General features: G+C 72.3%; 23 protein-coding genes. 6 read left to right on the forward strand and 17 right to left on the reverse strand.

Features of this window, described 5'->3' with window-relative positions; translation table 11 throughout:
- Positions 1-90 precede the first annotated feature (90 nt).
- Both ACZ6SQ_RS06865 and ACZ6SQ_RS06870 read right to left on the reverse strand, forming a co-directional pair.
- Positions 91-1,602, reverse strand: coding sequence for a sodium/solute symporter (locus ACZ6SQ_RS06865; protein ID WP_469557838.1), 1,512 nt, complete (start codon positions 1,600-1,602; stop codon positions 91-93).
- 77 nt (positions 1,603-1,679) lie between these two features.
- The gene (locus ACZ6SQ_RS06870) at positions 1,680-2,045 is read right to left on the reverse strand and encodes a DUF485 domain-containing protein (protein ID WP_469557437.1); all 366 of its coding nucleotides are present in this window, start codon (positions 2,043-2,045) and stop codon (positions 1,680-1,682) included.
- A gap of 394 nt (positions 2,046-2,439) precedes the next feature.
- On the opposite strand from ACZ6SQ_RS06870, the gene ACZ6SQ_RS06875 reads away from it, so the two are divergent.
- Positions 2,440-3,360, forward strand: coding sequence for a globin family protein (locus tag ACZ6SQ_RS06875; protein WP_469557439.1), 921 nt, complete (start codon positions 2,440-2,442; stop codon positions 3,358-3,360).
- On the forward strand, positions 3,357-4,517 hold the full coding sequence (locus tag ACZ6SQ_RS06880) for an FIST signal transduction protein (protein ID WP_469557440.1): 1,161 nt from the start codon (positions 3,357-3,359) through the stop codon (positions 4,515-4,517). Before ACZ6SQ_RS06875 ends, ACZ6SQ_RS06880 begins: the two co-directional genes overlap by 4 nt.
- A 393-nt stretch (positions 4,518-4,910) precedes the next feature.
- Here ACZ6SQ_RS06880 and ACZ6SQ_RS06885 read toward each other — a convergent pair whose 3' ends face one another.
- A complete protein-coding gene (locus ACZ6SQ_RS06885; RefSeq protein ID WP_469557839.1) occupies positions 4,911-5,474 on the reverse strand; it encodes a TetR/AcrR family transcriptional regulator in 564 nt (187 codons plus the stop codon).
- Between the two features lie 266 nt (positions 5,475-5,740).
- Here ACZ6SQ_RS06885 and ACZ6SQ_RS06890 point away from each other — a divergent pair, with 266 nt between their 5' ends.
- The 3 genes from ACZ6SQ_RS06890 (at position 5,741) to ACZ6SQ_RS06900 (ending at position 8,847) form a co-directional block, all read left to right on the forward strand.
- Positions 5,741-6,631, forward strand: coding sequence for an NAD(P)-dependent oxidoreductase (locus tag ACZ6SQ_RS06890; protein WP_469557442.1), 891 nt, complete (start codon positions 5,741-5,743; stop codon positions 6,629-6,631).
- A gap of 91 nt (positions 6,632-6,722) precedes the next feature.
- Positions 6,723-7,781: a right-handed parallel beta-helix repeat-containing protein gene (locus tag ACZ6SQ_RS06895; protein WP_469557443.1), complete on the forward strand. Its 1,059-nt coding sequence runs from the start codon at positions 6,723-6,725 to the stop codon at positions 7,779-7,781.
- A gap of 37 nt (positions 7,782-7,818) precedes the next feature.
- Positions 7,819-8,847, forward strand: coding sequence for a methyltransferase (locus tag ACZ6SQ_RS06900; protein ID WP_469557444.1), 1,029 nt, complete (start codon positions 7,819-7,821; stop codon positions 8,845-8,847).
- A 65-nt stretch (positions 8,848-8,912) separates the two neighbouring features.
- On the opposite strand, the gene ACZ6SQ_RS06905 is transcribed toward ACZ6SQ_RS06900, so the two are convergent.
- The 14 genes from ACZ6SQ_RS06905 to ACZ6SQ_RS06970 all read right to left on the reverse strand — a co-directional run bounded on the left by ACZ6SQ_RS06905 (position 8,913) and on the right by ACZ6SQ_RS06970 (position 22,389).
- Positions 8,913-9,245, reverse strand: coding sequence for a TcmI family type II polyketide cyclase (locus tag ACZ6SQ_RS06905; protein WP_386382025.1), 333 nt, complete (start codon positions 9,243-9,245; stop codon positions 8,913-8,915).
- A gap of 22 nt (positions 9,246-9,267) precedes the next feature.
- Positions 9,268-9,747: an SRPBCC family protein gene (locus tag ACZ6SQ_RS06910; RefSeq protein ID WP_469557446.1), complete on the reverse strand. Its 480-nt coding sequence runs from the start codon at positions 9,745-9,747 to the stop codon at positions 9,268-9,270.
- A gap of 1 nt (position 9,748) precedes the next feature.
- A complete protein-coding gene (locus ACZ6SQ_RS06915) occupies positions 9,749-10,006 on the reverse strand; it encodes an acyl carrier protein (protein ID WP_469557448.1) in 258 nt (85 codons plus the stop codon).
- On the reverse strand, positions 10,003-11,262 hold the full coding sequence (locus ACZ6SQ_RS06920; protein ID WP_469557450.1) for a ketosynthase chain-length factor: 1,260 nt from the start codon (positions 11,260-11,262) through the stop codon (positions 10,003-10,005). Before ACZ6SQ_RS06920 ends, ACZ6SQ_RS06915 begins: the two co-directional genes overlap by 4 nt.
- On the reverse strand, positions 11,259-12,527 hold the full coding sequence (locus ACZ6SQ_RS06925) for a beta-ketoacyl-[acyl-carrier-protein] synthase family protein (protein ID WP_469557452.1): 1,269 nt from the start codon (positions 12,525-12,527) through the stop codon (positions 11,259-11,261). Before ACZ6SQ_RS06925 ends, ACZ6SQ_RS06920 begins: the two co-directional genes overlap by 4 nt.
- Entirely contained in the window at positions 12,524-12,958 is a 435-nt protein-coding gene (locus ACZ6SQ_RS06930) for a cupin domain-containing protein (RefSeq protein ID WP_469557453.1), read from the reverse strand. Before ACZ6SQ_RS06930 ends, ACZ6SQ_RS06925 begins: the two co-directional genes overlap by 4 nt.
- Before the next feature lie 88 nt (positions 12,959-13,046).
- Positions 13,047-14,201 carry a SchA/CurD-like domain-containing protein gene (locus ACZ6SQ_RS06935; RefSeq protein ID WP_469557456.1) on the reverse strand — a complete coding sequence of 385 codons (1,155 nt, stop codon included), beginning with the start codon at positions 14,199-14,201 and terminating at the stop codon, positions 13,047-13,049.
- 165 nt (positions 14,202-14,366) lie between these two features.
- Positions 14,367-15,083, reverse strand: coding sequence for a class F sortase (locus ACZ6SQ_RS06940; RefSeq protein ID WP_469557457.1), 717 nt, complete (start codon positions 15,081-15,083; stop codon positions 14,367-14,369).
- A 115-nt stretch (positions 15,084-15,198) separates the two neighbouring features.
- The gene (locus ACZ6SQ_RS06945) at positions 15,199-15,831 is read right to left on the reverse strand and encodes a hypothetical protein (RefSeq protein WP_469557459.1); all 633 of its coding nucleotides are present in this window, start codon (positions 15,829-15,831) and stop codon (positions 15,199-15,201) included.
- Positions 15,832-15,980: 149 nt separating this feature from the next.
- The gene (locus ACZ6SQ_RS06950; RefSeq protein ID WP_469557462.1) at positions 15,981-17,636 is read right to left on the reverse strand and encodes an FAD-dependent oxidoreductase; all 1,656 of its coding nucleotides are present in this window, start codon (positions 17,634-17,636) and stop codon (positions 15,981-15,983) included.
- Positions 17,637-18,029: 393 nt separating this feature from the next.
- A complete protein-coding gene (locus tag ACZ6SQ_RS06955; protein WP_469557464.1) occupies positions 18,030-19,538 on the reverse strand; it encodes an MFS transporter in 1,509 nt (502 codons plus the stop codon).
- A gap of 539 nt (positions 19,539-20,077) precedes the next feature.
- Entirely contained in the window at positions 20,078-21,223 is a 1,146-nt protein-coding gene (locus tag ACZ6SQ_RS06960; RefSeq protein ID WP_469557466.1) for an RNA polymerase sigma factor, read from the reverse strand.
- Positions 21,224-21,231: 8 nt separating this feature from the next.
- On the reverse strand, positions 21,232-21,639 hold the full coding sequence (locus ACZ6SQ_RS06965) for a YciI family protein (RefSeq protein WP_469557468.1): 408 nt from the start codon (positions 21,637-21,639) through the stop codon (positions 21,232-21,234).
- A 180-nt stretch (positions 21,640-21,819) separates the two neighbouring features.
- Complete coding sequence (locus ACZ6SQ_RS06970; RefSeq protein WP_469557469.1) at positions 21,820-22,389, reverse strand: TetR/AcrR family transcriptional regulator; 570 nt, start codon at positions 22,387-22,389, stop codon at positions 21,820-21,822.
- Between the two features lie 442 nt (positions 22,390-22,831).
- On the opposite strand from ACZ6SQ_RS06970, the gene ACZ6SQ_RS06975 reads away from it, so the two are divergent.
- Positions 22,832-24,310 carry a glutamate-cysteine ligase family protein gene (locus tag ACZ6SQ_RS06975; RefSeq protein ID WP_469557471.1) on the forward strand — a complete coding sequence of 493 codons (1,479 nt, stop codon included), beginning with the start codon at positions 22,832-22,834 and terminating at the stop codon, positions 24,308-24,310.
- Positions 24,311-24,394 lie beyond the last annotated feature (84 nt).

Consider the following 24,394-nt stretch of genomic DNA (forward strand, 5'->3'; position numbering starts at 1 on the left):
CTCGCCCACTCCCTCCTCCCCGTTCCCCCCCCCCCCCATCCCTCCCCCCCCCCCCCCCCCCCCCCCCCCCCCCCCCCCCCCGCCCGTGGCTCAGTCCCGCCCGCGGGCGCGGGCGAGCACCCGTACCTCCGTCTCCGCGAACGGCGCCCCGCCGGGCTCCCGGGTGTCGCGTACCGACCCGAGCCAGCCGAGCAGGAAGCCGATCGGTACGGCGACCAGGGCGGGGTTGCGCAGCGGGAACACCGCGAGGTCCAGGCCGGGCAGCAGAGCCGTCGGGGAGCCGGTGACGTCCGGGGACAGCAGCACCAGCAGCAGGGACGAGGCCAGGCCGCCGTAGATGCTCCAGACGGCACCCCTGGCGGTGAAGCCGCGCCAGTAGAGCCCGTAGAGCAGCGAGGGCAGGCTCGCCGAGGCCGCGAGGGCGAAGGCCAGACCGGCCAGGAAAAAGATGTTGATGTGCTGCACGTACATCGACAGCGCGGTCGCGGCGACACCGATGACGACGACCGCGACCCGGGCCACGAGCACCTCGCGCCGGGCCGGGCAGTCGCCGCGCCGGAGCACGGTGACGTACAGGTCGTGGCTCAGCGAGGTCGCCGCGGCCAGGGTCACCCCGGCCACCACCGCGAGGATCGTCGCGAACGCCACGCAGGACACGAGGGAGACCAGCGGGGCTCCGCCCAGACGCTCCGCGAGCAGCGGCAGGGCCGTGTTGCCCGTGCTGCTGTCGGCCGCGACGGCGTCCCTGCCGACCAGGGCCGCGGCGCCGAATCCCAGGACTCCCGCGACCAGGCACATGGCGCAGGTGAGCCAGGTCAGCAGCCGGACCGACCTGCGGGCCTTCGCCGCCGTCGGGACCGCGCCGAGACGCATCAGCACATGCGGCAGGCCCGCCGTGCCCAGCGCCAGGGCGAGCGCGAGACTGAGCAGGTCGAGCCCGCCCTGGATGCCGGTGAAGCGCATACCGGGCTGTAGCAGGTCCTCGCCAGGGCCGGCCGATCCGGCGGCCGCCGAGAGCAGGGCGCCCGGGTCGAACCCGAAGCGGGCCAGCACCCATACCGCCAGCAGCACCGCGGTGCCCAGCAGCAGCGCCGCCTTGATCATCTGCATCGCGGTGGTCGCGCGCATGCCGCCGATCAGCACGTACATGATCATCAACAGGCCGAGCGCTCCCACGACGACCCGTTGGGAGACCTCCCCGGGGATGCCGAGGATCGACGCCGCGATCGAACCGGCGCCGACCATCTGCACGATCAGATAGAGCAGGCAGATCACCAGCGTGGACACACTGCTCGCCGCGTACACGGCCCTCGCCCCGAGCCGCTGGGCGAGGCAGTCGCCGATCGTGAACCGGCCCGTGCTGTGCACCGGTTCGGCGACCAGGAACAGCAGGAGCACACAGCCGACGACCGGGCCGACGAGGTAGACGACGCCGTCGTAGCCGGTGAGGGCGATCAGGCCCGGCGTGCCGAGCAGCGTGGCGGCGGAGACGTAGTCGCCGAACATCGCGAAGCCGTTGCGTACGGCCGACAGCCGACGCTCGTCGACGAAGAAGTCACCGGGCGTGTCCCGTTCGGGCGTCAGCCACAGCGCCAGGAACATCGCGAGGACGACGAACACGATGAAGACCGCGATGACCGGGAAGGACTCCTCCCCGCCCGGCAGGCGTCCGGACAGCGTCACCGTTCACCCTCCCCTTCGAACGAGGCACGGACGCGGGCGGCCGCCGGATCGATCCGGGTCCGGGCCCGGCGGGTGTACCACTGGACCGCCGTCAGACAGAGAGCGCCGAGCAGCAGGCCGAGGCCCATGCCCACGTTCACGTCCCCCAGCAGCCGCACGGCGAGCAGTCCGGGGGCGGCGACGGCGAGCAGCGAGTGCAGCAGATAGAGGCCGAGCACGGCCCCGAGGACGGTGACGGCGGAACGGCGCGCGGCCCGCAGTACGCCGGTCTGCGGGTCGGCCTGGAGCTGGGCGTAGGTCGGCGGGCGGTGCGCGGGCGGCGGCGGTACGGGCGGGCGGGGGCGGAAGGCGTCATGGCTCATGCCGCGCACCTCCGTGCCGATGCCTGGGCAGGCGCGAGGGCCTTGGTGATGATCATGGGATCCCGTGTCGGAAGGGGTGAGCTGATGCGGGTACGGCAACGGCGTGCCCATGGCGCGCCGAAGCGCCGTGGCGGTGGCGAGACGGACTCGGGCTCGCTCACGGCCTCGGTGAGGAGCGTGATTCTTCATGCCGCGCCACTGGCCCAACACCCCCTGTTGGAGAGGCCATTGGGCCGCGCGGAACCACCGTTCCGCATGCTCCGGGCGGGTGCTCGCGGGCACTGCCTCAACTTGAGACAGTTACCGACGCGCCCGGCGGTGCATGGTTCTCCTCCCTTGTCCCTGGGCCTGCCGCCAGGCGTCCGCCGGCCCGCCCGAACCCCTGGAAACCGGTGTGGCCGACGACTTCCGCTTCCCGTCCCCAGCCCCTCGGCCACCGGCCGAGATCCTGCGCTCGGTCCAGTTCTCGTGCCAGTTGCTCTTCCGCAGGGAGCGCGAGTTCGTCGAGCAGTTCCACATCTCGCTGGTCGATGTCCTGCCCGAGATACGCGGCCTGTCGAACCACGGCGGACGGCCGCTGTGCGACGGTCTGGTGCGCTCGGTGATGTGGGCGGCGCTCACCCAGGACTCCCCCGACGTGGTGGAGGCGACACTGCGCCGGGTCGGCGCCTCCCATCGGCGTGAGGGCTTCCCGGTGATCTGGTACCGGGCGTGCGGCCGGGCCCTGCTGGACGCCGCGCAGGCGCTCCACCGGGAGGACTGGGGGTCGGCCCTCAGCTCGCACTGGGTCGCCTACTACACCTGGCTCTGCGGCAGCCTGTCCGCCGGGGCGGTCGACGGCTCACCGGGACGGGGGCCGGGCGGGCGCGGTCCGGAGCGGGCCGGCCCCGGGCCGGGTCCGGAGCACATCGGCGTCGGGCCGTGGCCGGACGGACCGGGTCCGGAGCGGGCGGGCGCGGCCGGGCCGGAGTCCCTCGGGGCCGTCCTCGCCGAGCTGCGGGCCCGGTACTTCCCCGGCGACGAGATCGCCCTCGCCGCGATCTGCACCAGGGTCGCCCTGCGCACCGGCGCCGACCTCCGCAATCCGCGCCCGGACCAGAACGCCGACCCCGCGATGGTCCGCAACGCGCTGGACGTCCTGCTGGTGCTGGGCTACTCCCTGCCGTCCCTGGCCCCGGACCCGTACCGCCCGTACGAACCCCGCGTCACCTCCCCCGCCGGTCCCGTCGCGGAACGGCACACCTCCCCCTCCAGCGGCGCCACGGACGGCCCGGCACGTCTGTGGAGACGACTCTTCGGCAAGGCGGCCCGATGAACGACTGTCCCTCCTCCGGCGGCCTGGTCCGCGCCCATGCCTCCGGCCCGGTGCGGGACGCGGTGACCGGGCTGTGCAACGAGCTCGAACGGGGCTCCGCGGGGCGCGCCGTCACCGCGCTGCTGTACTTCGCCTCCAGCGCCTACGACCCCGAGGTGCTCGCCCCCGCCGTCGCCGCCCGCTTCCCGGACGCGGTCGTGGTCGGCTGCTCCACGGCGGGCGAGTTCACGGACCTGCACAACGGCACGGGCGGTATCTCGGCGGTCGCCCTGCCGGCCGACGTGATCACCCATGCGGCGGCGGTGCTCGGTGACCTCGGCGAGGACCCGGGCCGGGGCACGGCGAGCGCGCTGCGCACCCTCGAGGCGCTGACCCACGCCCAGTTGCGGCATCTCGACCCGGCCCGCCATGTGGGCTTCGTGCTCATCGACGGGGTCCGGGGGGCCGAGGAACAGGTCAACGACATGCTCGGGAACGCGGCACCCCTGCTGAACTTCGTCGGCGGCTCCGCCGGGGACGACTTCGCGCTCGAATCCACGTGGGTGGCCGTGGGCGCGGACGTCTCCTACGAGGGTGTGGCCCTGATGGTGTGCCGCAGCGCCGTACCGTTCGAGATCGTCAAGACCTGTTCCTTCACCCCGGCCGGGACACTGCTGCGGGTCACCGGCGCGGACCCCGAGGCACGGCTCGTCCACGAGTTCGACGGACGCCCGGCCGCCGAGGCGTACGCCGACGCGGTGGGTGTGTCCCTCGCGTCGCTGGACGTCGAAACCTTCATGGCGCGCCCGCTCGGGCTGATGATCGACGGGCATCCTTGGATCCGCACGCCCCAGGGTGTCGCCCCCGGCGGTGGCCTGCGCTTCTGGGCGCAGATCCTGCCCGGCATGGAGGTGGAGGTGATGCGCCCCGGCGCGCTCCTGCCCGACACCCACGCCGTGCTGCGCCGGGCCCGCCTCGGCCTGGGCGGAGCCGCCGGGGCCGTGCTGTTCAACTGCGGTTTCAGACGCCTGGAGATGGACGCGAGGAACCTCTCGCCGGCCTTCCCGGCAGCCCTGGACGGCATCCGCACGGCCGGGTTCCACACCTACGGCGAGAGCTGGCTGGGCCACGTCAACCAGACGCTCACGGGCGTGGTGTTCGGCCCCGCGGACCGGTAGGCCGGGGGGCATGCTCCCGGCGGTGATCGCCGCGTCCGCCGAGGCGAGCAGGGTCGGCGCGGCCTGAGGCGGACAGGGCGGCAGACCGGCTGCGCCGCCCTCGTCGGGACCACTGCCGCGCGGAAAGCGCACCTCCGGCGGCACCTGCGCCCGATCCTCTCCGGATCGCCCCTCACATCCCGTGTGAGTCCGACCCACGGGGCTACACGGACGGCGAGGGGTTGGGAACGCAGCCCCCGCGGGTTCCGTCCGGAACCCCGCGCCCGTCGCGGTCGACTCGTCCGCGGCGGGCGCGCCGACGCTCGCACCCCACCACCCGGACCTCCACCGAGGCGGGCCGGACGCCGGAGCCGAGGGACGCGGACCGGGACGCGGACGGGGACGTGCCCCTGGTCAGGCCCCCTCCCCCGCCGCCGCGTCCAGCAGCGGTCCGAGTTCGCGCGCCACGGTCGTCAGGGCGCGCGCGTCCCGCTCGGCCCGTGCGACGAGGACGGCCCCCTCCAGCGCGCTGATCATGAGCGTGGCGAGCGCCTCGGTGCGCGGCCCGGGCACACCCATCCCCGCCAGGGCCCGGGCCACCGGCGCGGTCCAGGCGGCGAACGCGGCGGCCGCGGCCTCCCGGGTGGACTCGGCGGTCCGCGCCCGGTCCACCGTGGCGGCGGCGACGGGGCAGCCGCCCGCGAAGCCCTCGGTCTCGTACTCATCGGTCCACTGGCCCACCATGCGCGCGAACAGTCCGCTGGGAGTCGGCTCGTCCAGCGCTGCCATAGAGCGCTCGACGCGGCTCCCCGCGTACCGGCCCGCCCAGGCCACGGCCTCGTTGACCAGCTGTTCCTTGCCGTCGGGGAAGTAGTGCTGCAGGGAACCGCGCGGCGCGCCGGCATGCGCAGCGACCTCCCGCATGCCGGTGGAGGCGACTCCGTCGCGCCGGATGAGCTGGGCCGCGCTGAACACCATCCGCTCGCGCGGCCCCCGTCCGGACACCGTCGCCGCCCGGCCTCCCTGGTCCTCCGTGCCGTCCACCGCCACGTCCGGCTCGTCCCTGCCGTCCGCCGCGCTGCCCGGCTCGCGCCTGCCGTCCGTCATCGGCTTCCCTCGTCCCTGCCGTACGTCTTCGTCCCAGCCTATGACCGCTGTCATAGAGCGAGCTACTATGACAGCGGTCATAGCCCAGACGACGCGCGGCGCCGAGCCCGCCGCGCGAGCCGGGAAGGCGGTGCGTCATGGACGTCGGATTCATCGGCCTCGGAGTCATGGGGCAGCCCATGGCCCTCAACCTCGCCCGCGCCGGAACACCCTTGATCGTCTGGAACCGCACCTCCACGAGGTGCGAGCCGCTGCGCGCGGCCGGGGCCGAGGTCGCGGCGGCCCCCGGCGAGGTCTTCGACCGGGCCGGGACGGTGATCCTGATGCTGGCCGACGAGGAGGCCATGGACGCGGTGCTGGGGCGCGGCACGCGGGACTTCGCCGCCCGCGCGGCCGGGCACACCCTCGTCCACATGGGCACGACCTCGGCGGAGTACTCGTCCGGCCTGGAGCGTGACGTGCTCGCGGCCGGCGGACGGTATGCCGAGGCCCCGGTCTCCGGCTCCCGCGTGCCCGCCGAGCGGGGCGAGCTGGTGGGCATGCTGGCGGGCGACGAGCGGGCGGTGGCGTCCGTACGCACGCTGCTCGCACCCCTGTGCCGGGAACTGTTCGGCTGCGGCGCGGTCCCGGGTGCGCTGCTGATGAAGTTCTCGGTGAACCTCTTTCTGATCACCCTGGTGACCGGGCTCAGCGAGGCGTTCCACTTCGCCGAACGGCACGGGCTCGACCAGCGGCTGCTGCGGGACGTGCTGGACGCGGGACCGATGGCCAGCGCGGTGTCCCGGACGAAAGCGCCGAAGCTGGTGGACCGTGACTTCGCGGTGCAGGCGGCGGCCACGGACGTCCTCAAGAACAACCGCCTGATCGCCGAGGCCGCCCGCGGCGCCGGGGTGTCCTCACCGTTGCTCGACGTCTGTCACGCCCTGTACGGCGAGACCGTCGCGCAGGGCCACGGCGGCCAGGACATGGTGGCCGTGCTGCGTGCCCTGGAGTCCCGTAGCGACGGCGTTTCCGCGGCGGCTTCCTGAGCGCCGCGGCTGACGCCGTCCGGCGTAGGACACGCCGCCGGACGGCCTATCCGGCATGACCATGTCCCGTCGCGGTCATAACGTGACAAATATGAACAAACGTCATATCGCATATCTGGCGTGCACGGCAGTGCTCACCGGGTCGGCTCTCGGAGCCACCCCGTCGGCCGCCGCACACGGAGTCCATGTGGTCCGCCCGGGCCAGTCCATCCAGAAGGCGGTGGACGCCGCCTCCCCCGGCGACACCGTTCTGCTGACGGCCGGCACCTTCCGCGAGAGCGTGCAGGTGACCACCCCCGGCCTGACCCTGCGGGGCGTGGGGCGCCACACCGTGATCCGCCCGGCGGCCGAGAAGGCCGCCGGTACCTGCGCCCAGGACGGCAACGGCATCTGCGTGGTCGGGACGAAGGACCGCAACGTCGAGAACGTCACGGTCGCCTCCCTGACCGTGACCGGGTTCGCCCGCTCCGGCGTCTACTCCACGCACACCGACCGGCTGACCGTACGCAACGTGACCGCCGTGGAGAACGCCGTCTGGGGCATCGCGCAGGAGATGTCGGTCCGCGGCGTCTTCAAGGAGAACACCGCCCGGAACAACGGTGACGCGGGAGTGTTCCTCGCCAACGCCGTGAAGGCCGAGCTGGGTGCCACGGACACCCAGGGCGCCCTCGTCGCCCACAACCGCCTGGAGGGCAACCGGATCGGTGTCACCGTCCGCCGACTGCGCAACCTCACCGTCGCCGGCAACGGCATCAGCGGCAACTGCGCGGGCGTGTTCGTCGTCGGCGACGAGAACAAGCCGAAGGCCGGCGCGCTGACGGTCCGCGACAACCGCGTCGTGAGCAACAACAAGTCCTGCCCGGCGAACTCCCGGCTGGAGGCCCTCCAGGGCTCCGGCATCGTGGTCACCGGCGCCGAGGACACGCTGGTGACGCGGAACGTGGTCCGCGACAACGCCGGCAACTCCTCCCTTTCCGGCGGCATCGTGCTGTTCAAGAGCTTCGTGGGCAGCGCCAACGAACGGAACCGGATCAGCGGCAACATGCTGTCCGGCAACTCGCCCGCCGACCTGGTCAACACGGACACCGCCACGAGCAACACCTTCGAGGGCAACACGTGCCAGGCGTCCAAGCCGGCCGGTCTGTGCTGACCCGTCCACCCGTAGGCAAGAGGAAGGAGAGCGGCACATGACGACCGCTCAGGCCGCTCCCCCGCCGCCCATGCGGCTGCGGGAGCTCGTGTTCGGCGCCGCGTGCGCCGCCGCGCTGCGCGCGTCCGCCCGGCTGGGCGTCGCCGACGCCCTCGGCGAGGAGCCGATGACGCCGGAGGACCTCGCCGCAGCGGTGAAGACCGAACCCAGGCCGCTGCTCCGGCTGGTGCGCGCCCTGTCCTGCTACGGCGTCTTCGCCGAACAGCCGGACGGCCGGATCGCCCACACCGAGATGTCACGCCTGCTGCGCGAGGACGACCCGCACAGCCTGCGCAACATCACCCTGTGGTGCACCGAGCCATGGACCTGGGACGCCTGGCCCAAGCTGGACGAGGCGGTGCGCACCGGCCACAACGTCGTGGAGGACCTCTACGGCAAGGAGTTCTTCACCTACCTCAACGAGGACGCCCCCGAGTCCGCCGAGATCTTCAACCGGGCCATGACCACCTCCAGCGAGCAGTCGGCGCGGGAGGTGGCGGCGCTGCTCGACCTCTCGGGCGCCGGTTCGGTCGCGGACCTCGGCGGCGGCCAGGGACACGTCGTGGCGAGCCTGCTGGACAAGTACCCCACGATGCACGGCTCCCTGCTCGACCTGCCGCGTGTGGTGGAGAACGCCGTCCCCCGCCTGCGCGAGGGCGGCGACCTCGCCGACCGGGCCCGGATCGTGCCCGGTGACGTCCGCGCGGCCGTTCCCGTACGGGCCGACGTGTACGTCATCAAGAACATCCTGGAGTGGGACGACGACAGCACGGCCAGGCTGCTGGCCAACGTCATCGCCGCGGGCGGGCCCGGCACCCGGGTCGTCGTCATCGAGAACCTCGTCGACGACTCGCCGTCGATGCGCTTCAGCACGGCCATGGACCTGCTGCTGCTCCTGAACGTCGGCGGGGCCAAGCACACCACCGAGAGCATGGTGAGCCGGCTGACCGGCGCCGGACTCGTCGTCGACGACATCAGCCCGGTCAACCCCTATCTGCACGCCTTCGACTGCCACGTCCCGGACTGACCGGGGTACAGCACGGTGGCCGGGCCCGCGGTGCTGCGGGCCCGGCCACCGTTCGTGCGTCGCGGTCAGCCCGCGGGGTCGCGCTCCCACAGATAGAAGCGCTGCGCCATGGCGTCCTTGGGGGAACGCCAGGTCTGCGGGTCGTACGCGCTGACGTACGCCGCCAGTTCCTCGCTGACGCTGCGGAACTCGGGATGGCCGGCCGCCTTGGCGATGGCGGGGCCGGGGTCCCGTTCGGACTCGATGAGGTGCAGATACACGTCACCGAACTGGAAGAGGCTGCGCCGGGACACCCCGACGAGGTGGGGCAGTTCCCCGCGGTCGGACTCCGCGAACACCTTGGCGATGTCCGGGGCCGATCCCGGGGCCATCCGGGCGACGATCAGGGCCTGGTGCATGCTGTCCTGTCCTCCGTCCGGCTCAGTCGGCCAGGGACGGCACGGGCCGGTCGTCGGCGGCCGCCTTCTCGATGCGGTCCCGGATCAGAGCCATCTGGATCTTCGAGTTCCGGTTGATGTTGTCCGTCATCCACTCGTCGTCGACGGGCGCGTCGGGCTTCATCGCGAAGTCCTGCGTCCACACCATCCGGGTGCCTTCCCGCGTCTTCTCGTACTCCCACCGGATGTTCATGTAGGCGAACGGTCCGGTCTCGACGCGATGGGCGCGCACGGTGAGGGCGTCACGGTCCGTCTCGCGCTGCGAGACCCAGCTCCACACGGTGCCGTTGTCGTCGGGGTGCATGGTCAGCCGGAACGTGGTCCGGTTCCCCTCGCGCGACAGGATCTCGACGGAGGCGTACTCGCTGAACAACTGCGGCCAGTCGTCCAGGTCGTTCGTCATGTCCCACACCAGGTCGACGGGCGCGGCGATGGTGATCTCGTTCTGGGTGTGTCCGGTCATGTCACGCCCCCGCCGGAAGCGCGCTGTTGACCAGGTCCAGGAACTCCCTGGGGGTCTTGGAGCGTTCCGCGTCGGGCGGCATCGGCGACCCGTAGCGGTTCTCCAACTCGCCGACGATGCCGAGCAGACCCAGCGAGTCGATGCCCAGCTCGTCGAAGCCGATGTCAGGGTTGTCCCGGATCACTTCCGGGGGCACGGGCACTCCGGCCGACTTCTTCATGAGCGCGGAGAGTTCCTCCACGGTGATGTGCTCGCTCATTCGCTTCCTCCTTCGCTGTGTGTCCGGCGCCGCACCAGCAGCGCCGCGTTGGACCCCATGAGGCCGCGGCTGAGGACCAGTGCCGTGCCCAGCTCCGCGGAGCGCGCTCGGCCGGTCACCAGGTCCAGGTCGTGGCAGATGTCGAATACATGGGGTGTGGGGGGAATCAGGCCGTCCTCCATCGCGAGGACGGCCGCCGCGGTGTCCAGCACGGGCGCGGCGCCCCAGCCCCGGCCGAAGCCGGTCTTGGGTGCCGTGACGGGTACCCGCCTGCCGTGCGCGCCGAGCGCGTCGGCGATCGCCAGTGCCTCGGCACGATCCGCCTCGGGGACACCGAGCGCGTCCGCGAAGACCACGTCGACCTCCTCGGGGGCACACCCGGCCTCGTCCAGCGCCCCTTGGATGGCGCGGGCCAGCCCCTCGCGGGAGTCGGCCCAGCGGGAGGCGCCGGTGAACGTGGCCGCGTGTCCGGCGATATGGGCCCTGACCCGAGCCCCCCGCTCGCGGGCCGTGTCCTCGTCTTCCACGACGAGCATCGCGCCGCCCTCGGCGGGCACGAACCCGCAGGCCGCCGAGGTGAACGGCCGGTAGGCCCGGTCCGGGTCCCCGGCGGTGCTCAGCTCCTCGTAACCGAGCTGGCAGACCACCGAGTACGGTGCGAGCGGCGCCTCGGTCGCCCCGGCCACCAGCACATCGGTGCCGCGCCGGACGGCCCGCGCCGCGTGCGCCAGCGCGTCCAGACCGCCGGCCTCGTCGGAGGCGACGACCCCGCACGGGCCCTTGAACCCGCGCCGGATGGAGATCTGGCCGGTGCTGGCCGCGTAGAACCAGGCGATGGACTGGTACGGCCCGACGAACCGGCTGCCCTTGCTCCACAGTTGCTGGAGCTCGCGCTGGCCGAACTCGCCGCCGCCGGAGCCGGCCGCGGTGACCACGCCCACGGAGTACGGCGACGCGTCGGTGTCGACGCGGCCGAGCCGGGCGTCGTCCAGCGCCAGGTCGGCGGCGGCCAGCGCGTAGTGGGTGAAGCGGTCGGTCTGGACGAGGTAGCGCTCCTCGACCGCCGCTTCCGGATCGAACTGGCGGACCTCGCCGGCCACTCGCAGCGGCAGCTGCTCGCAGCCTTCCCGGGTGACCGGGCCGAGGGCGCTGATGCCTTCCTTGGTGGCCTTCCAGAAGGTCTCGGTGGAGGTTCCGTTGGGCGCGACCACGCCGATGCCGGTGACGGCCGCGCGTCGGGGACGTGCTGAACTCATCGTCTGCCCTCCCTCGGACGGTTCAGGACGACCGCGGACTGGAAGCCGCCGAACCCGCTGCCCACGGAGAGCACGCTGTCCAGCTTCCGCTCGCGGGCCTCCTTGGGGACGTAGTCCAGATCGCACTCGGGGTCCGGCGTCTCGTAGTTCGCCGTGGGCGGCACCGCCTGGTGGGCCAGCGCCAGCACACAGGCGACGAGTTCGATCGAACCGATCGCGCCGAGCGAGTGGCCCACCATCGACTTGATGGAGCTCATCGGTGTCGCGTAGGCGTGCTCGCCCAGCGCCCGCTTCACGGCGGCGGTCTCGTGCCGGTCGTTCTGCTGGGTGCCCGACCCATGGGCATTGACATAGCCGATGGCCTCGGGGTCGAGCCGGGCGTGGTCGAGGGCGTGCTCGATGGCACGGGCCATCTCCAGGCCCTCTTTCGTCAGGCCCGTCATGTGATAAGCGTTGCCGAACGTGGCGTAGCCGGAGAGCTCGCAGTACACACGTGCCCCGCGGGCCCGCGCGTGCTCCAGTTCCTCCAGGACCAGCACCGCGCCGCCCTCGCCCATCACGAACCCGTCGCGGTCGGCGTCGAAGGGACGCGAGGCGTGCGCGGGGTCGTCGTTGTTCGGCGAGGTGGCCTTGATGGCGTCGAAACAGGCCATGGTGATCGGGGAGATCGGCGAGTCCGACGCGCCGGCTATGCAGACGTCGGCCCGGCCCTCCTCGATGGTGTGGAAGGCGTATCCGACGGCGTCGAGCCCGGAGGTGCAGCCGGTGGAGACCGTCTGCACCGGGCCGCGTGCCTCGAAGCGCTCGGCGACCGCGGCGGCCAGCGTGCTCGGCGTGAACGCGCGGTGCAGATGCGCGCCCGCCTCGCGGTGGTCGACGTCCCAGCGCTGCCCGTGCCGGCTCACCTTGACGTAGTCGTGCTCCAGCCGGGTGGTGCCGCCGACCGCGGTGCCCAGACTGACACCGACCCGCCAGGGGTCCTCCCGGGCGAGGTCGAGCCCGGAGTCCCCGACCGCCTCGGCGCCGGCCACCAGCGCGAACTGGATGTACCGGTCGCACCGCGCGATCTCCTCCGGCCCCAGCCCGTGGGCCGCGGCGTCGAAGTCGCACTCGGCGGCGATCCGCGACCTGAGGCCCGACGGGTCGAAGAACGTGATGCCCCGCGTCGCCGTGCGTCCGTCGGCCAGCAACTGCCAGAACGCCGGGACTCCGATGCCACCGGGGGCGACGACACCTATGCCGGTGACCGCGACACGCCTCCTCATGAGCGGACGCGATTTCGTTCGGGCACCGGGTCGACCCGGGCCACGTCGGTCTCCTCGGTGTCGACATGACCGAGCGGCGGGCTCGGCGCCAACGGGCCCAGGTGGAAGACGATGCGCGCCTCCTCGTCCCCGACGTTGCGGAAACGGTGCCGCACGTACGCGGGGATCATCAGCCCCTGTTCGGCCCGCAGCGGGTGGGGCTCGCCGTCCAGGTCCACCTCCAGCCGCCCGCACACCGCGTAGATGAACTCCTCGGAGTACGGGTGGTAGTGCTCCGCGATGCGGTCGCCGGGCTGGATGGTCGCCACGCCCATGAAGCCGCTGGTGGCGCCCACCGTGGTCGGGGTGAGCATGGCGCGCAGATCACCGCCGCGCCGGGTGTTGGGCTCGATCTCGCTGAGGTCGACGAGCCGGGGAGAGGGTTTGGTCACGACAATTCTCCGATCAGGTTCGGCGACGACCCGTCGCCGCGGTCTGGCCGTCGGTGCGTCAGGCGCCGGTGGGTCACGCGTCGGTGGGTCAGGCGTCGGGCGCGCTGCGGTCGGTGATGAGGTCCATCCGGGCGAGCGTGAGCAGGCGTGCCGCGGCGCCCTTCCTCAGCGCGGAGGCGTCGGCTCCGAGCGCTTCCGCGTCGAGGAGCTCCGGCAACTCCGCCGCCCGGGCGCGGTCGTGCAGCCCGAACACCGGCGCGGGGTCGGCGTCGAGCCCGCCGCGCAGGTCGATCAGCCGGACCACCACGTCGTCGCGCTGGAAGATCGTGCTGCGCAGCACCGGGCTGTCCGGGTCGTCCGCGGCGGCCGCGTCCAGCTCCGCCAGCAGTTCGGCCAGCCGCATGCCGCGGCCCTCGCGGGCCGGGTAGTACAGCGCGTGCCGCTCGGCGTCCGGGGTGTCCTGACCGTTCGTCACATGGTGGACGGCGGGCAGCGCCGCCCTGGTGAAGAAGACCCGCGCGGACTCCGGGTCCTCGAGGTCCCGGTCCTGCTCCAGGTAGGGGTTGATGGCCTCCTCGACGGCCCGGACCTCGGGCTGGCGGGCCACGTGCCGCAGCGCGGCGAGCAGGTCGCCCCGTACCTCGACGGCGCGCACCACCCGGTTGCCGTGCATGAACAGCGAGGTGCGGCACAGCCGGGTCGTGTCGTCCACGCGCGGCTCGGGCGAGGAGTAGTCGGCGAGGATCTTCGCGACGATCTCCTCGCTGCCCGGCTTTACGGTGAAGGTCAGCGCGTGGCGGATCGTTCCGTCACCGATGCGGGGCGCGGCCTGGAGACGGCGGCCGGCGGGGTCGGACTGCGCCGTGGCGCCGGTCTCGCGGACGATGTGGAAGCGCAGCGACCTGGTGTCCCGGACGCAGTTGTGCAGCGGCCGCACCATCTGCACGTGCTCCTCGCTGTTGACCCAGGTGAGGAACGGCGGGGCGCTCTCCCACTCGCTGGTGATGAGCCACTGCGAGGGGTTCTCGATGGACTGGCACAGCTGGTCGCTCACGTGTCCGGGAACCGAGGCGATCTGATTGCACATCTGCTCGTAGGCTTCCAGGAACTCCTGCTGCGCGCCGTCGTACACGTCGACCAGCAGCACGACACGGAGCGGGGAACCGTCGAACACTGACTGCGAGATCGTCTGCGACACCTGGGGCGTCCGTGATTCCGCACGACGTTCGGAGGTTGTGGTCATCCGGGCACATCTCCTTCGCGGGGACAGAGGCCGACGCCGTCGCGAGATCGACGGCACCGTTCCTTGATCCTGTGCCCGCCCTCCGAAGAGTGCGACTTGTGTGTACTCCGTCAGTGGCTTGTGTGTACTCCGTCAGTGGAGGGGGCCCTCCGCCGCGACGGTCACTCAGGCGAGATGCGCGAAGACCACCAGGTTCTCCGTGTAGTCCCGGACCTTTCGGTCGTAATCACCCGCACAGGTGATCAGCCGAACCTGCGGCTGGGCGGTGTCGCCGTACACGCGCTCGCTGGGGAAGTCCTTCTTGGAGAAGGTCTCCGCGCTGTCGACGACGAAGGTCGCACGGCGCCCGTCGGCCCGGTCCACCTGGAACCTGTCGCCCTTCTTCAGCTCCCCGAGGCGCACGAACACGGCCGGCGAGGTCACCGTGTCGACGTGTCCGGCGATGACCGACGTGCCGGGCTCCCCGGGCGAGGGGCCCTTGGCGTACCAGCCGACGAGGTTGATGTCGTCGGCGGGCGGGGGCTCGAGCTGTCCCGAGGCGTCGATGTCCAGGTCCGTGAAGGGGGCGTTCACCGCGATCTTCGGGATGCGCAGGCGCAGGGGCTCCGAGCGGGCCAGGCCGTGCGTCGAGGGCCGTGCTCCGGGACCGGGGCGCGTGGTGGCCGGCGCGGGTGTGGCGGCCGGCGCGGGGAGTGCGGGCGCGGTGACCCAGGCGGGGGCGGGTGGCGCGGCGTCGGCGGGGGGCTCGTCCTCGCCGCCGAACACGGTCATGGCCACGATGACACAGGCCACGGCCGTCATGACCAGCGCCGTGGCCCGGGACGATCGCGGCTTCTGCGGGTCCTTGTCGCCATCGGTGCGGAAAGGGGGACGAGCTGCCATCGGACACCACCTCATCTGGACACGGCAGCGCTGCTGACTGGTCTGTGGGGACGTGCGGCAGGGCCGCCACGCGGCTGACGCGTGGCGGCCGCCGCGGCTATCGCATCCGGCATGGTCAGGCGATGCTTCCGGCCGTCTTGCGACGGCGGACCGCGTACAGTCCGGTTCCGGCGACCGCCAGGACGGCCAGCCCGCCCGCGGTCACCGTAGGCGCGGCGAGCGCGCCGCCACCGGTGTGCACGCCACCGCGGGGCTTCTCATGGCCGCCGCCCCACGAGCTCTCCGAGCTCTCCTCGCCCTTGACCCAGGGGCGCTCCGCCTTCTTCTCCTCGGTCCAGGACTCCGGCTTCTCACGGCCGTCGTCCACCGTGGGGTTCACGGCGGAGAGAGCGCCGCCGCCGGTGTGCACGCCACCGCGGGGCGAGTCGCCCTTGTCCCAGTGCTTCTTGTGCTCCGCCTTCTTCTCCTCGGTCCAGGACTCCGGCTTCTCACGGCCGTCGTCGGTGGGGAGGGTCACCGAGGAGAGGGCACCGCCGCCCGTGTGCACGCCGCCACGGGGCGAGTCGTGCCACTTCTCCTTGCTCCACTCCTTGCCGTGCTCCTTCTTCCAGTCCTTGCCGTGCTCCTTGCCCTGCTCCTTGCCGTAGGAGGAGGAGCCGGCGTCGTCGGCCGCGTAGGCGCCGGGGGCACCGAGCACGAGGACGGCGGAGGCCGCCGCGGTGGCCAGCAGCGTGCATGCGGAACGCATCTGACTTCCTTTCCGTCTGGGGCGGACACGGCTGACGCTGTATCAGCCGAGAAGATTTCCGCCCCGACGTGATCCACCGTCAGCCCGGATCGCGACGGCCGCCACTCGAGACGATCAGCAGAGTGACGGCCGTCCTCCGTCCGGGTTCCTCAGCCCATGGCGAGGACCGTTCCGAGGACTTGACGGAGCGTCGATTCGGGGTCCCTGACCGGGCCCGTGGACCGCCAGGCGACGAACCCGTCGGGCCGTACGAGCACGGCTCCCCCGGCCGCGACGCCGTGCCGGTCCGCCCAGTCGACGTCGTCCTCGCAGGTCAGCTCGCCGCCTACGCCGATCTGGTACGACGTCAGCGGCACCGTCAGCTCGTCGCCGAGGCGTACGGCGCTCCGGTGCCAGCCGCTCGGGTCGCCGGAGTCGCTGAGCAGCACGAGCGACTTCTCGTAGAGGTCGAGCGTGGAGACGCGCCGGCCCCGGTGACGCAGCCACATGTGCGGTGCCCTGCTGCCGGGTTCACCCGTCAGGTCGAGCCCCTCGGGGACCACGGGCGCCTCGGGCGCGCCGCCGAGCACGGCTCCGTGGCGGTAGCGGTAGCCCAGCGCGACGTTGAGGATGCCGCGCTGCGGGCCACCGCCGCCGCCCGCCGCGGGGGGTGGGGCGAAGCCCGGGTGGCTGTGTTCCACCGAGCGCACGGCGGCGCGGGCGCTGGTCGCCTCCGCCACCGGGCGGCGCTCGGCGTCGTAGGTGTCGAGCAGCCCGTCCCCGGCCCAGCCGCCGAGCACGGCGGCCAGTTTCCAGGCGAGGTTGTGCGCGTCCTGGATGCCCGTGTTGGAGCCGAAGGCCCCGGTGGGCGACATCTCGTGGGCCGAGTCGCCGGCCAGGAGGACGCGCCCCGACCGGTAGCTGCGGGCGACACGCTGGGCGGCGTGCCAGGACGCCTTGCCGGTGATCTCGACGTCCAGGTCCAGGTCACCGACCGCGCGGCGGATGTGCTCGACGCAGCGCTCGTCGGTGAACTCCTCCATGGTCTCGCCGCGTTCGGGGTGCCAGGGGGCGTGGAACACCCAGTTCTCGCGGTTGTCCACCGGCAGCAGCGCGCCGTCGCCGTCCTCCCCGGTGAGGTAGCAGACGATGAAGCGGCGGTCTCCGACGACATCGGCGAGGCCGCGGGAGCGGAAGGTGATGCTGATGTTGTGGAAGAGGTCTCCCGGGCCGCTCTGTCCGATGCCGAGCTGCTCGCGCACGGGGCTGCGCGGACCGTCGGCCGCGACCAGGTAGTCCGCGCGGATGGTGGTGTGCTCGCCGGTGTCCCGGCTCTTGACCACGGCGGTGACACCGTCGTCGGCGGCGTCGAAGGACATCAGTTCGGTGTTGTAGCGCAGGTCGCCGCCGAGTTCGCGGGCCTGGTCGAGCAGAACCGGTTCCAGGTCGTTCTGGCTGCACAGGCACCAGGAGCTCGGGCTGAAGCGGGCCAGGCCCCCGCCCGGGTCGATCTCCCGGAACAGCCAGTCGCCCTCGTCGCCCACCAGGGTGGGGGTCTGGAGGATGCCGTGGTTGTCGGCGAGGGTGGCGGCGGCGTCGCGGATGGCCTTCTCGGTGCCCGCCACGCGGAACAGTTCCATCGTGCGGACGTTGTTGCCGCGGCCCCGGGGGTGGATCGAGGTGGCGGCGTGCCGCTCGACCAGGGTGTGCGGCACGCCGAGCCGGCCCAGGAACAACGAGGTCGACAGGCCGACCAGGGAGCCGCCCACGATCAGGACGGGGACACGGTGTGCTGTAGGGGCGGTTGGGTCGTCTTGTGCGGTCATCTCTCGCCTCCGGCGGTCGAGTGGCGGATGTCGGCCGGGTCCGGCCGGACCTCATTCATCCCCCGCCCGACCGGCGGCGGCGGTCGCGTCACCCGCTCAACTCGCCGGATTCGCTGTGTCGGCGGCATGGCGGACGCGGCGGCCGGGGGTCCCCCGCGCCCGGGTGGGCGGCCGCCGCAGGGCGACGGATCGTCAGCAGAGCCTGCGTCGCGAGGCGACGGGGTGTCAGCAACGGTCGATGCCGAGGGGCGACAGTTCGTCAGCAGGGCTCGGCTCGTCAGTGCGACGGTTCGTCAGCACGCCCTACCCGTGGCGCGACGGTTCGTCAGCAACGCCCGGTGTCGTAGCGCGACGGATGGTCAGCAACGCCCGGTGTCGTTGTGCGACGGTCCGTCAGCGGCGGCCGGTGGGCGCCGCGCCCCGCGCGACGGGCACCGGCAGCTTCCGGGGCAGCATGGTCAGGGTCACCACCGCACCGAGGGCGTAGATGCCCGCCGAGGTGGCGAAGGCCGCGTGGTAACTCTTCAGCGTGGCCTCGGCCATGAGCTGCGGCGTGGGTGTCCTCCCCGCGAGCTGGTCCGCGACCGTGCCGGCGGCGATCGTGCTGAGGAGGGCCGTGCCCAGGGAGCCGCCGACCTGCTGCATCGTCTTGATCAGCGACGAGCCGACGCCGATGTCGGCCGGATCGATCCCGGCCGTCCCCAGGTTGATGGACGGGGACATGATGAGCCCCATCCCGATGCCGAAGACGATGAGCGCGGGCAGCACGTAGGTGGCGTAGGAGCTGGTCTCGGACAGCCGGGTCAGTCCGGCCATGCCGCAGGCGGCCAGCACCATGCCGGTGGACACCAGGACCCGGAAGCCCGCCTTCGGCAGCAGGACGATGTTGCTGACCATCGAGGTGGTGGTGATGGAGAGGGCCATCGGCAGGAAGGCCAGTCCGGTCATGACGGGGCGATAGCCCATGGTGTGCTGGAAGTAGTACGTGAGGAACAGCAGGACGCCGAAGATGCCCGCGCCCCCGATGAGCAGGGCGAGGAACGCGGTGCCGCGGACCCGGTCGAGGACGATGCGCAGCGGCAGCAGCGGGTGCGGTGTCCGGGTCTGCCACCAGACGAACGCCACGACGAGTGCGGCCCCGGCGGCGAGGAAGCCCCAGGTGCGTGGGGAGCTCCAGCTGGCGGAACCCGCGCCGGACAAGCCGTAGACGAAGCAGAACAGGCCCGACGAGGCCAGGACTGCGCCCGGCAGGTCCAGCTCGGGTCGGCGGCCGGTGGGACGCGGCTTGATCAGCACGAGGGCGCCCAGCCCCGCGATCGCGGCGAAGACGAGGTTGACGTACATCGTCCAGCGCCAGTTCAGCCCGTCCGTCAGGACACCGCCCAGGAGCAGGCCCACTCCCCCGCCCGAGCCGGCGATGGCGCCGAAGACGCCGAACGCCTTGCCCCGCTCGGCCGGGTCGGTGAACGTCGTGCTGAGCAGGGCCAGCGCGGCGGGCGCCAGCAGCGCGGCGAACAGGCCCTGGAGCACCCGGCCGGTGACCAGCACACCGAAGGTCGTCGCGGCACCGCCGAGTGCGGAGGAGAGGGCGAAGCCGGTGAGCCCGACGAGGAACGTGCGGCGGCGCCCGAACATGTCCCCGAGGCGGCCGCCGAGCAGCAACAGGCTGCCGAACGCCATCGCATAGGCGGTCACCACCCATTGCCGCCCGCTGTCGGAGAACCCGAGGTCCGTCTGCGCCGAGGGCAGCGCGATGTTCACGATGGTGGCGTCCAGCACCACCATCAGCTGGGCCACGCCGATGGTGGCGAGGATCCACCACCGCCGTGGGTCGGACACGGGGTCGGTGGCCGTCAGAAGCGGCTTGGGCGACGGCGCGGAGTCGGTGGGGTCTGTGTGCATGTGGGGCTGCTCCCAGGCCGGGACGGGTCGGAGTGCTGGTGACACCGGATCAGGTCGTGGTCGGCCGCGTGGACGTCAGGAGTCGACGGCGCGTTCTCCACCCACGGGACATCGTCGAAGAACAGCTCGTCGGAGCGGGCAGTCCGTTTGATCCTATTGAGCGGTACATCGCCCCTTTTATCAGCCATCTCGGTCCGGACCGAGGAGGCGAGGCGTGCTGCGGGACGAGCCGCCGTTCCCTGAGGGCGGGTCACCAGGCGACGCGTGCGCGGCGTCAGCCGCTCCGGGAGGCGGTGGCGAGCACCGGCCGGGGCCCTGCCGGCGCCGTCGATCACCCGGCGGCTCGTCGACCGGTTCGCCGAGCGGCTCTTCATCGGCACGGCGACCGTGAAGTCCCATGTGTCGGGCAGCCTCGCCAAGCTCGGACTGCGGGACCGGATCCAGATCGTGATCTTCGCGTACGAGCGCGGCCGGTCGACGCCGGGGACGATGACGTCGGTCAGGGAGAGGGACGCGGCGGTCTCCGGGCGCGGCCGTCGTCAGCCCCGGAGGAGGACGTTGAGCCGTGCCGCCTGGCGGGTCAGATGGTCGCGTTCGGCGAGGTTGGAGGCCTGGCGGGCCGCCTCGGCGTAGAGCCGTGCCGCCGTCGCCAGGTCGCCGTCGCGTTCATGGAGGTGGGCCGCCACCGCCGTGTGCCGGGGCAGGGTGTCGTCCAGTTCGGCGAGCGCCGCCAGGCCGGCCCGTGGTCCGTCGGCCTCGCCGACGGCGACCGCGCGGTTGAGCCGGACGACCGGGCTGTCGGTGAGACGTACGAGTTCGTCGTACCACTCGACGATCTGCACCCAGTCGGTCTCCTCGGCGGTCTGCGCGTCGGCGTGCAGGGCGGCGACGGCCGCCTGGGCCTGGAACTCGCCGAGCCGGTCGCGGGCGAGAGCCGCCTGGAGGATGCGCACGCCCTCGGCGATCGACCTGGTGTCCCAGCGGGTCCGGTCCTGTTCGGCGAGCGGCACCAGACTTCCGTCGGGCGCGGTCCGGGCGGCGCGCCGGGCGTGGTGCAGCAGCATCAGGGCGAGCAGCCCCGACACCTCGGAATGGTCGACATGGGCCGCGAGCTGCCGGGTGAGCCGGATGGCCTCGGCGGCGAGGTCGATGTCGCCGGAGTAGCCCTCGTTGAAGACCAGATAGAGGACGCGCAGCACGGTGGCGACATCGCCGGGCCGGTCGAACCGTATGCCGGAGACGGTGCGTTTGGCCCTGCTGATGCGTTGCGCCATGGTCGCCTCGGGCACCAGGTAGGCCTGCGCGATCTGGCGGGTGGTCAGTCCGCCGACGGCGCGCAATGTGAGGGCGACCGCCGAGGACGGTGTCAACGACGGGTGGGCGCACAGGAAGTAGAGCTGGAGCGTGTCGTCGACCCCGGGCACGGGGCCGGACTCCGGCTCCTCGTCGACCAGGTCCTCACGCCGGCGGCGGGCGGTGTCCGCCCGCCGCGCGTCGAGGAACTTGCGCCAGGCGACGGTGATCAGCCAGCCCTTCGGATCGCGCGGCGGTTCGGCCGGCCAGACGCGGACCGCCTCGGTCAGCGCGTCCTGCACGGCGTCCTCGGCCGCCGCGAAGTCGGCTCCGCGGCGGACGAGGACGGCGAGGACGCCCGGCGTGAGACCGCGCAGCAGTGCCTCGTCCATGGGCCGGATCACTCCGTGACGGTGGGATGCGCGGTCAGGAACGGGCGGACCTCCAGCCACTCGTGGATCGGCCTGCCGCCCGCTCCGGGGGCGGCCGACAGTTCGCCGGCCAGTTCGACGGCGCGCTCATGGCTGTCGACGTCGATCACCATCCATCCGGCGATGAGGTCCTTGGTCTCGGCGAACGGGCCGTCGGTGACCGGCGGGCGCCCCTCGCCGTCGTAGCGGACCCACGCGCCCTCGGGGGCGAGCGCCTGGCCGTCGACGAACTCGCCGGTCTTCTCCAGCCGGGCCGCGAAGTCGTGCATGTACTGCATGTGCGCCGAGATCTCCTCCGGCGTCCACTGGTCCATCGGCACGTCGTTGACCGCGGCCGGGGCGCCCCGGTAGTGCTTCAGCAGCAGGTACTTCGCCATGATGTCTCTCCTCGGTGCTCTGCGACCCATTCTGGTCGCGCTCACCCCTGGGACGGAGCCGGTCACGGGTTCTCGACATGACCCATCAAGATTTTTCCGGGAATCCCCGGAGAGCAGATCCGGCGGGGTGAGTGCCCCCGATCCGGCGTCGGCCACCGGCCACGTCCCGCCGTCCGGTCCCTACGCCGACCGCGCCCGCAGTCCGTCCACGATCAGGGTGAGGATCCGGGCCGCCCGCTGTTCCCCGTCCCCCGACGGGGCGATCCGCCACAGGACGCCGAGCTGGAGCAGGACGTCCTCGGGGTCGAGGCCGGGCTTGAGGGTGCCGTCCGCGGCACCGGCGTCGAGCAGGAGCGAGAGTGCCCGGAGGAACGGCTCGTGGTGCTGGTCGTCCCGGCCGCCGTTCGTCGCCGCGAGGATCACCTCGGATACGCCGGTCTTGAGCCGGCCGTAGTACGCGACCTCGTCGAACCATCTGCGCAGGGCCCCGAGCGGAGGGTGCTCGCCGAGAAGGGCCGGCACACGGTCGGTCAGGCGCTGGATGTCGTTCCGGTACAGCTCCATGACCAGGGCTTCCCTGGTCGGGAAGTGGCGGTAGAGCGTGCCGATCCCCACGCCCGCCTCCCGGGCGATCTCCGTCAGCGAGGCGGAGCCCGACCCGGCGAAGCTCTCCCTGGCGACGGCCAGGATGCGCCGCCGGTTCTCCTGGGCGTCCCGGCGGACGGGCTTCGCGGGCGGCGACGAGCTCACGGAATGGGTCCTCCGGTCGGGCGGGCCTGCTGAGCGGAGGGGCCTCCGTTACGTCGCCGAGGGCTTGGCGGAGGGGCCTCCGTTACGTCGATGAAGGCTTGGCGGAGGGGCCTCCGCTTCGATTCTGGCGCACCTGGCTCCACCTCACCCTCGGAGCAGCGGCCCGTCCCCGCCTCCGGCAGGCATGCACAGTGCGTCCCGGACGCGCACTGAGCGCGAGCAAGCCGCCGGGCGAGCGCTCCCCGAGTCGCCTCCACCAGGGCGACCGGAAGCCCGAACTCTCCCGCGGATCGGGCCGGTTCGACACTCCGCACGGCCCGGCCCGCACCCGGGCACGGCCGTGCCCACCGGGGAGCGTGAGCCCGCTGTCTGGTCGGAGGCACGCGGTGGTGCGACTCTAAGAGGTGAGGGGGTCCCGAGGCAGGACGACCCTGGAGGACCGATGGGCCGAGACGTCCCGGCGATGGTCTTCACGCGTGAGGACCGCCGCCGGTACCGGATCAAGATGCAGGCGTGCCTGGACGCGTTCGCGCAGATGCTGCGCGAGGAACGGTTCGAGACCGAGCGGCCCCAGGTGGGGCTGGAGATCGAGCTGAACCTCGTCGACGACGCGGCCGAGCCGGCCATGCGCAACACCGACGTCCTGGAGTCCATCGCCGATCCCGCCTGGGCCACCGAGCTGGGCCGGTTCAATCTGGAGATCAACATCCCGCCCAGGGGTCTGACCGCGGGCGGCCCCGACGCCTGGGAGTCGGAGATCCGCGACGCGCTGAACCACGCGGACGAGCGGGCCCGGGAGGTCGGCGTCCAACTGGTCATGATCGGCCTCCTGCCCACGCTGCGCCAGGAGGACGTGGGCGAGGGCGCGCTGTCGGACAACGCGCGCTACCGCCTGCTCAACGACCAGATCTTCGCGGCCCGGGGCGAGGATCTGCTGATCGAGGTGAGCGGCGTCGACCGGCTGCGGACGTACGCGGACACGATCACCCCGGAGGCGGCGTGCACCAGCACGCAATTCCATCTCCAGGTCGCCCCGAGCCAGTTCCCGGCCTACTGGAACGCGGCGCAGGCCATCGCGGGGGTGCAGATCGCGCTGGCGGCGAACGGTCCGTTCCTCTTCGGCCGGGAGCTGTGGCACGAGACCCGAATCCCGCTGTTCGAGCAGGCCACCGACACCCGCCCGCAGGAGATCAAGGAGCAGGGCGTAAGGCCCCGGGTGTGGTTCGGCGAGCGGTGGATCAACAGCGTCTTCGACCTGTTCGAGGAGAACGTGCGCTACTTCCCGGCGCTGCTGCCGCTGAGCGACGAGGAGGACCCCCAGGAGACCCTGAACCGCGGTGACATCCCGGAACTGTCCGAACTCACCCTCCACAACGGCACGATCTACCGGTGGAACCGGCCCGTGTACGCCGTCGCCCAGGACCGGCCGCATGTGCGCGTGGAGAACCGGGTGCTGCCCGCCGGCCCCACGGTGGCCGACACGCTCGCCAACGGGGCGTTCTACTACGGCCTCACGCGGGCGCTCGTGGAGGAGGACCGGCCGGTGTGGTCCCGCATGTCCTTCGCCGCCGCCGAGGACAATCTGCACGCGGCGGCGCGTGACGGCATGGAGTCCAGCGTGTACTGGCCCGGGGCGGGCATGGTGCCCGTGCCCGAACTCGTCCTGCGACGCCTGCTGCCCCTCGCGCACCGGGGCCTGGAGCACTCCGGCATGGACGCGTCCTGGCGGGAGCCGCTGCTCGGCATCATCGAGCAGCGGTGCGTGGCCGGGCGCAACGGCGCCACCTGGCAGAAGGAGATGGTCCACCGCATCGAGGACCACGACCACGTCAGCCGCCACGAGGCCCTGCGCCGCATGACCGGGCAGTACATCGACTACATGCATCTCAACGCGCCCGTCCACACCTGGCCCGTCGACTGATCCTGCTTCATCAACACCCCTGCGTCTACGGGGTGTTGAATGGGACGAGGGCGGGACGGCGGACGCCGGGTCCGCCGCGGTCCG

The sequence above is a fragment of the Streptomyces sp. NPDC048600 genome (genome assembly GCF_055587025.1).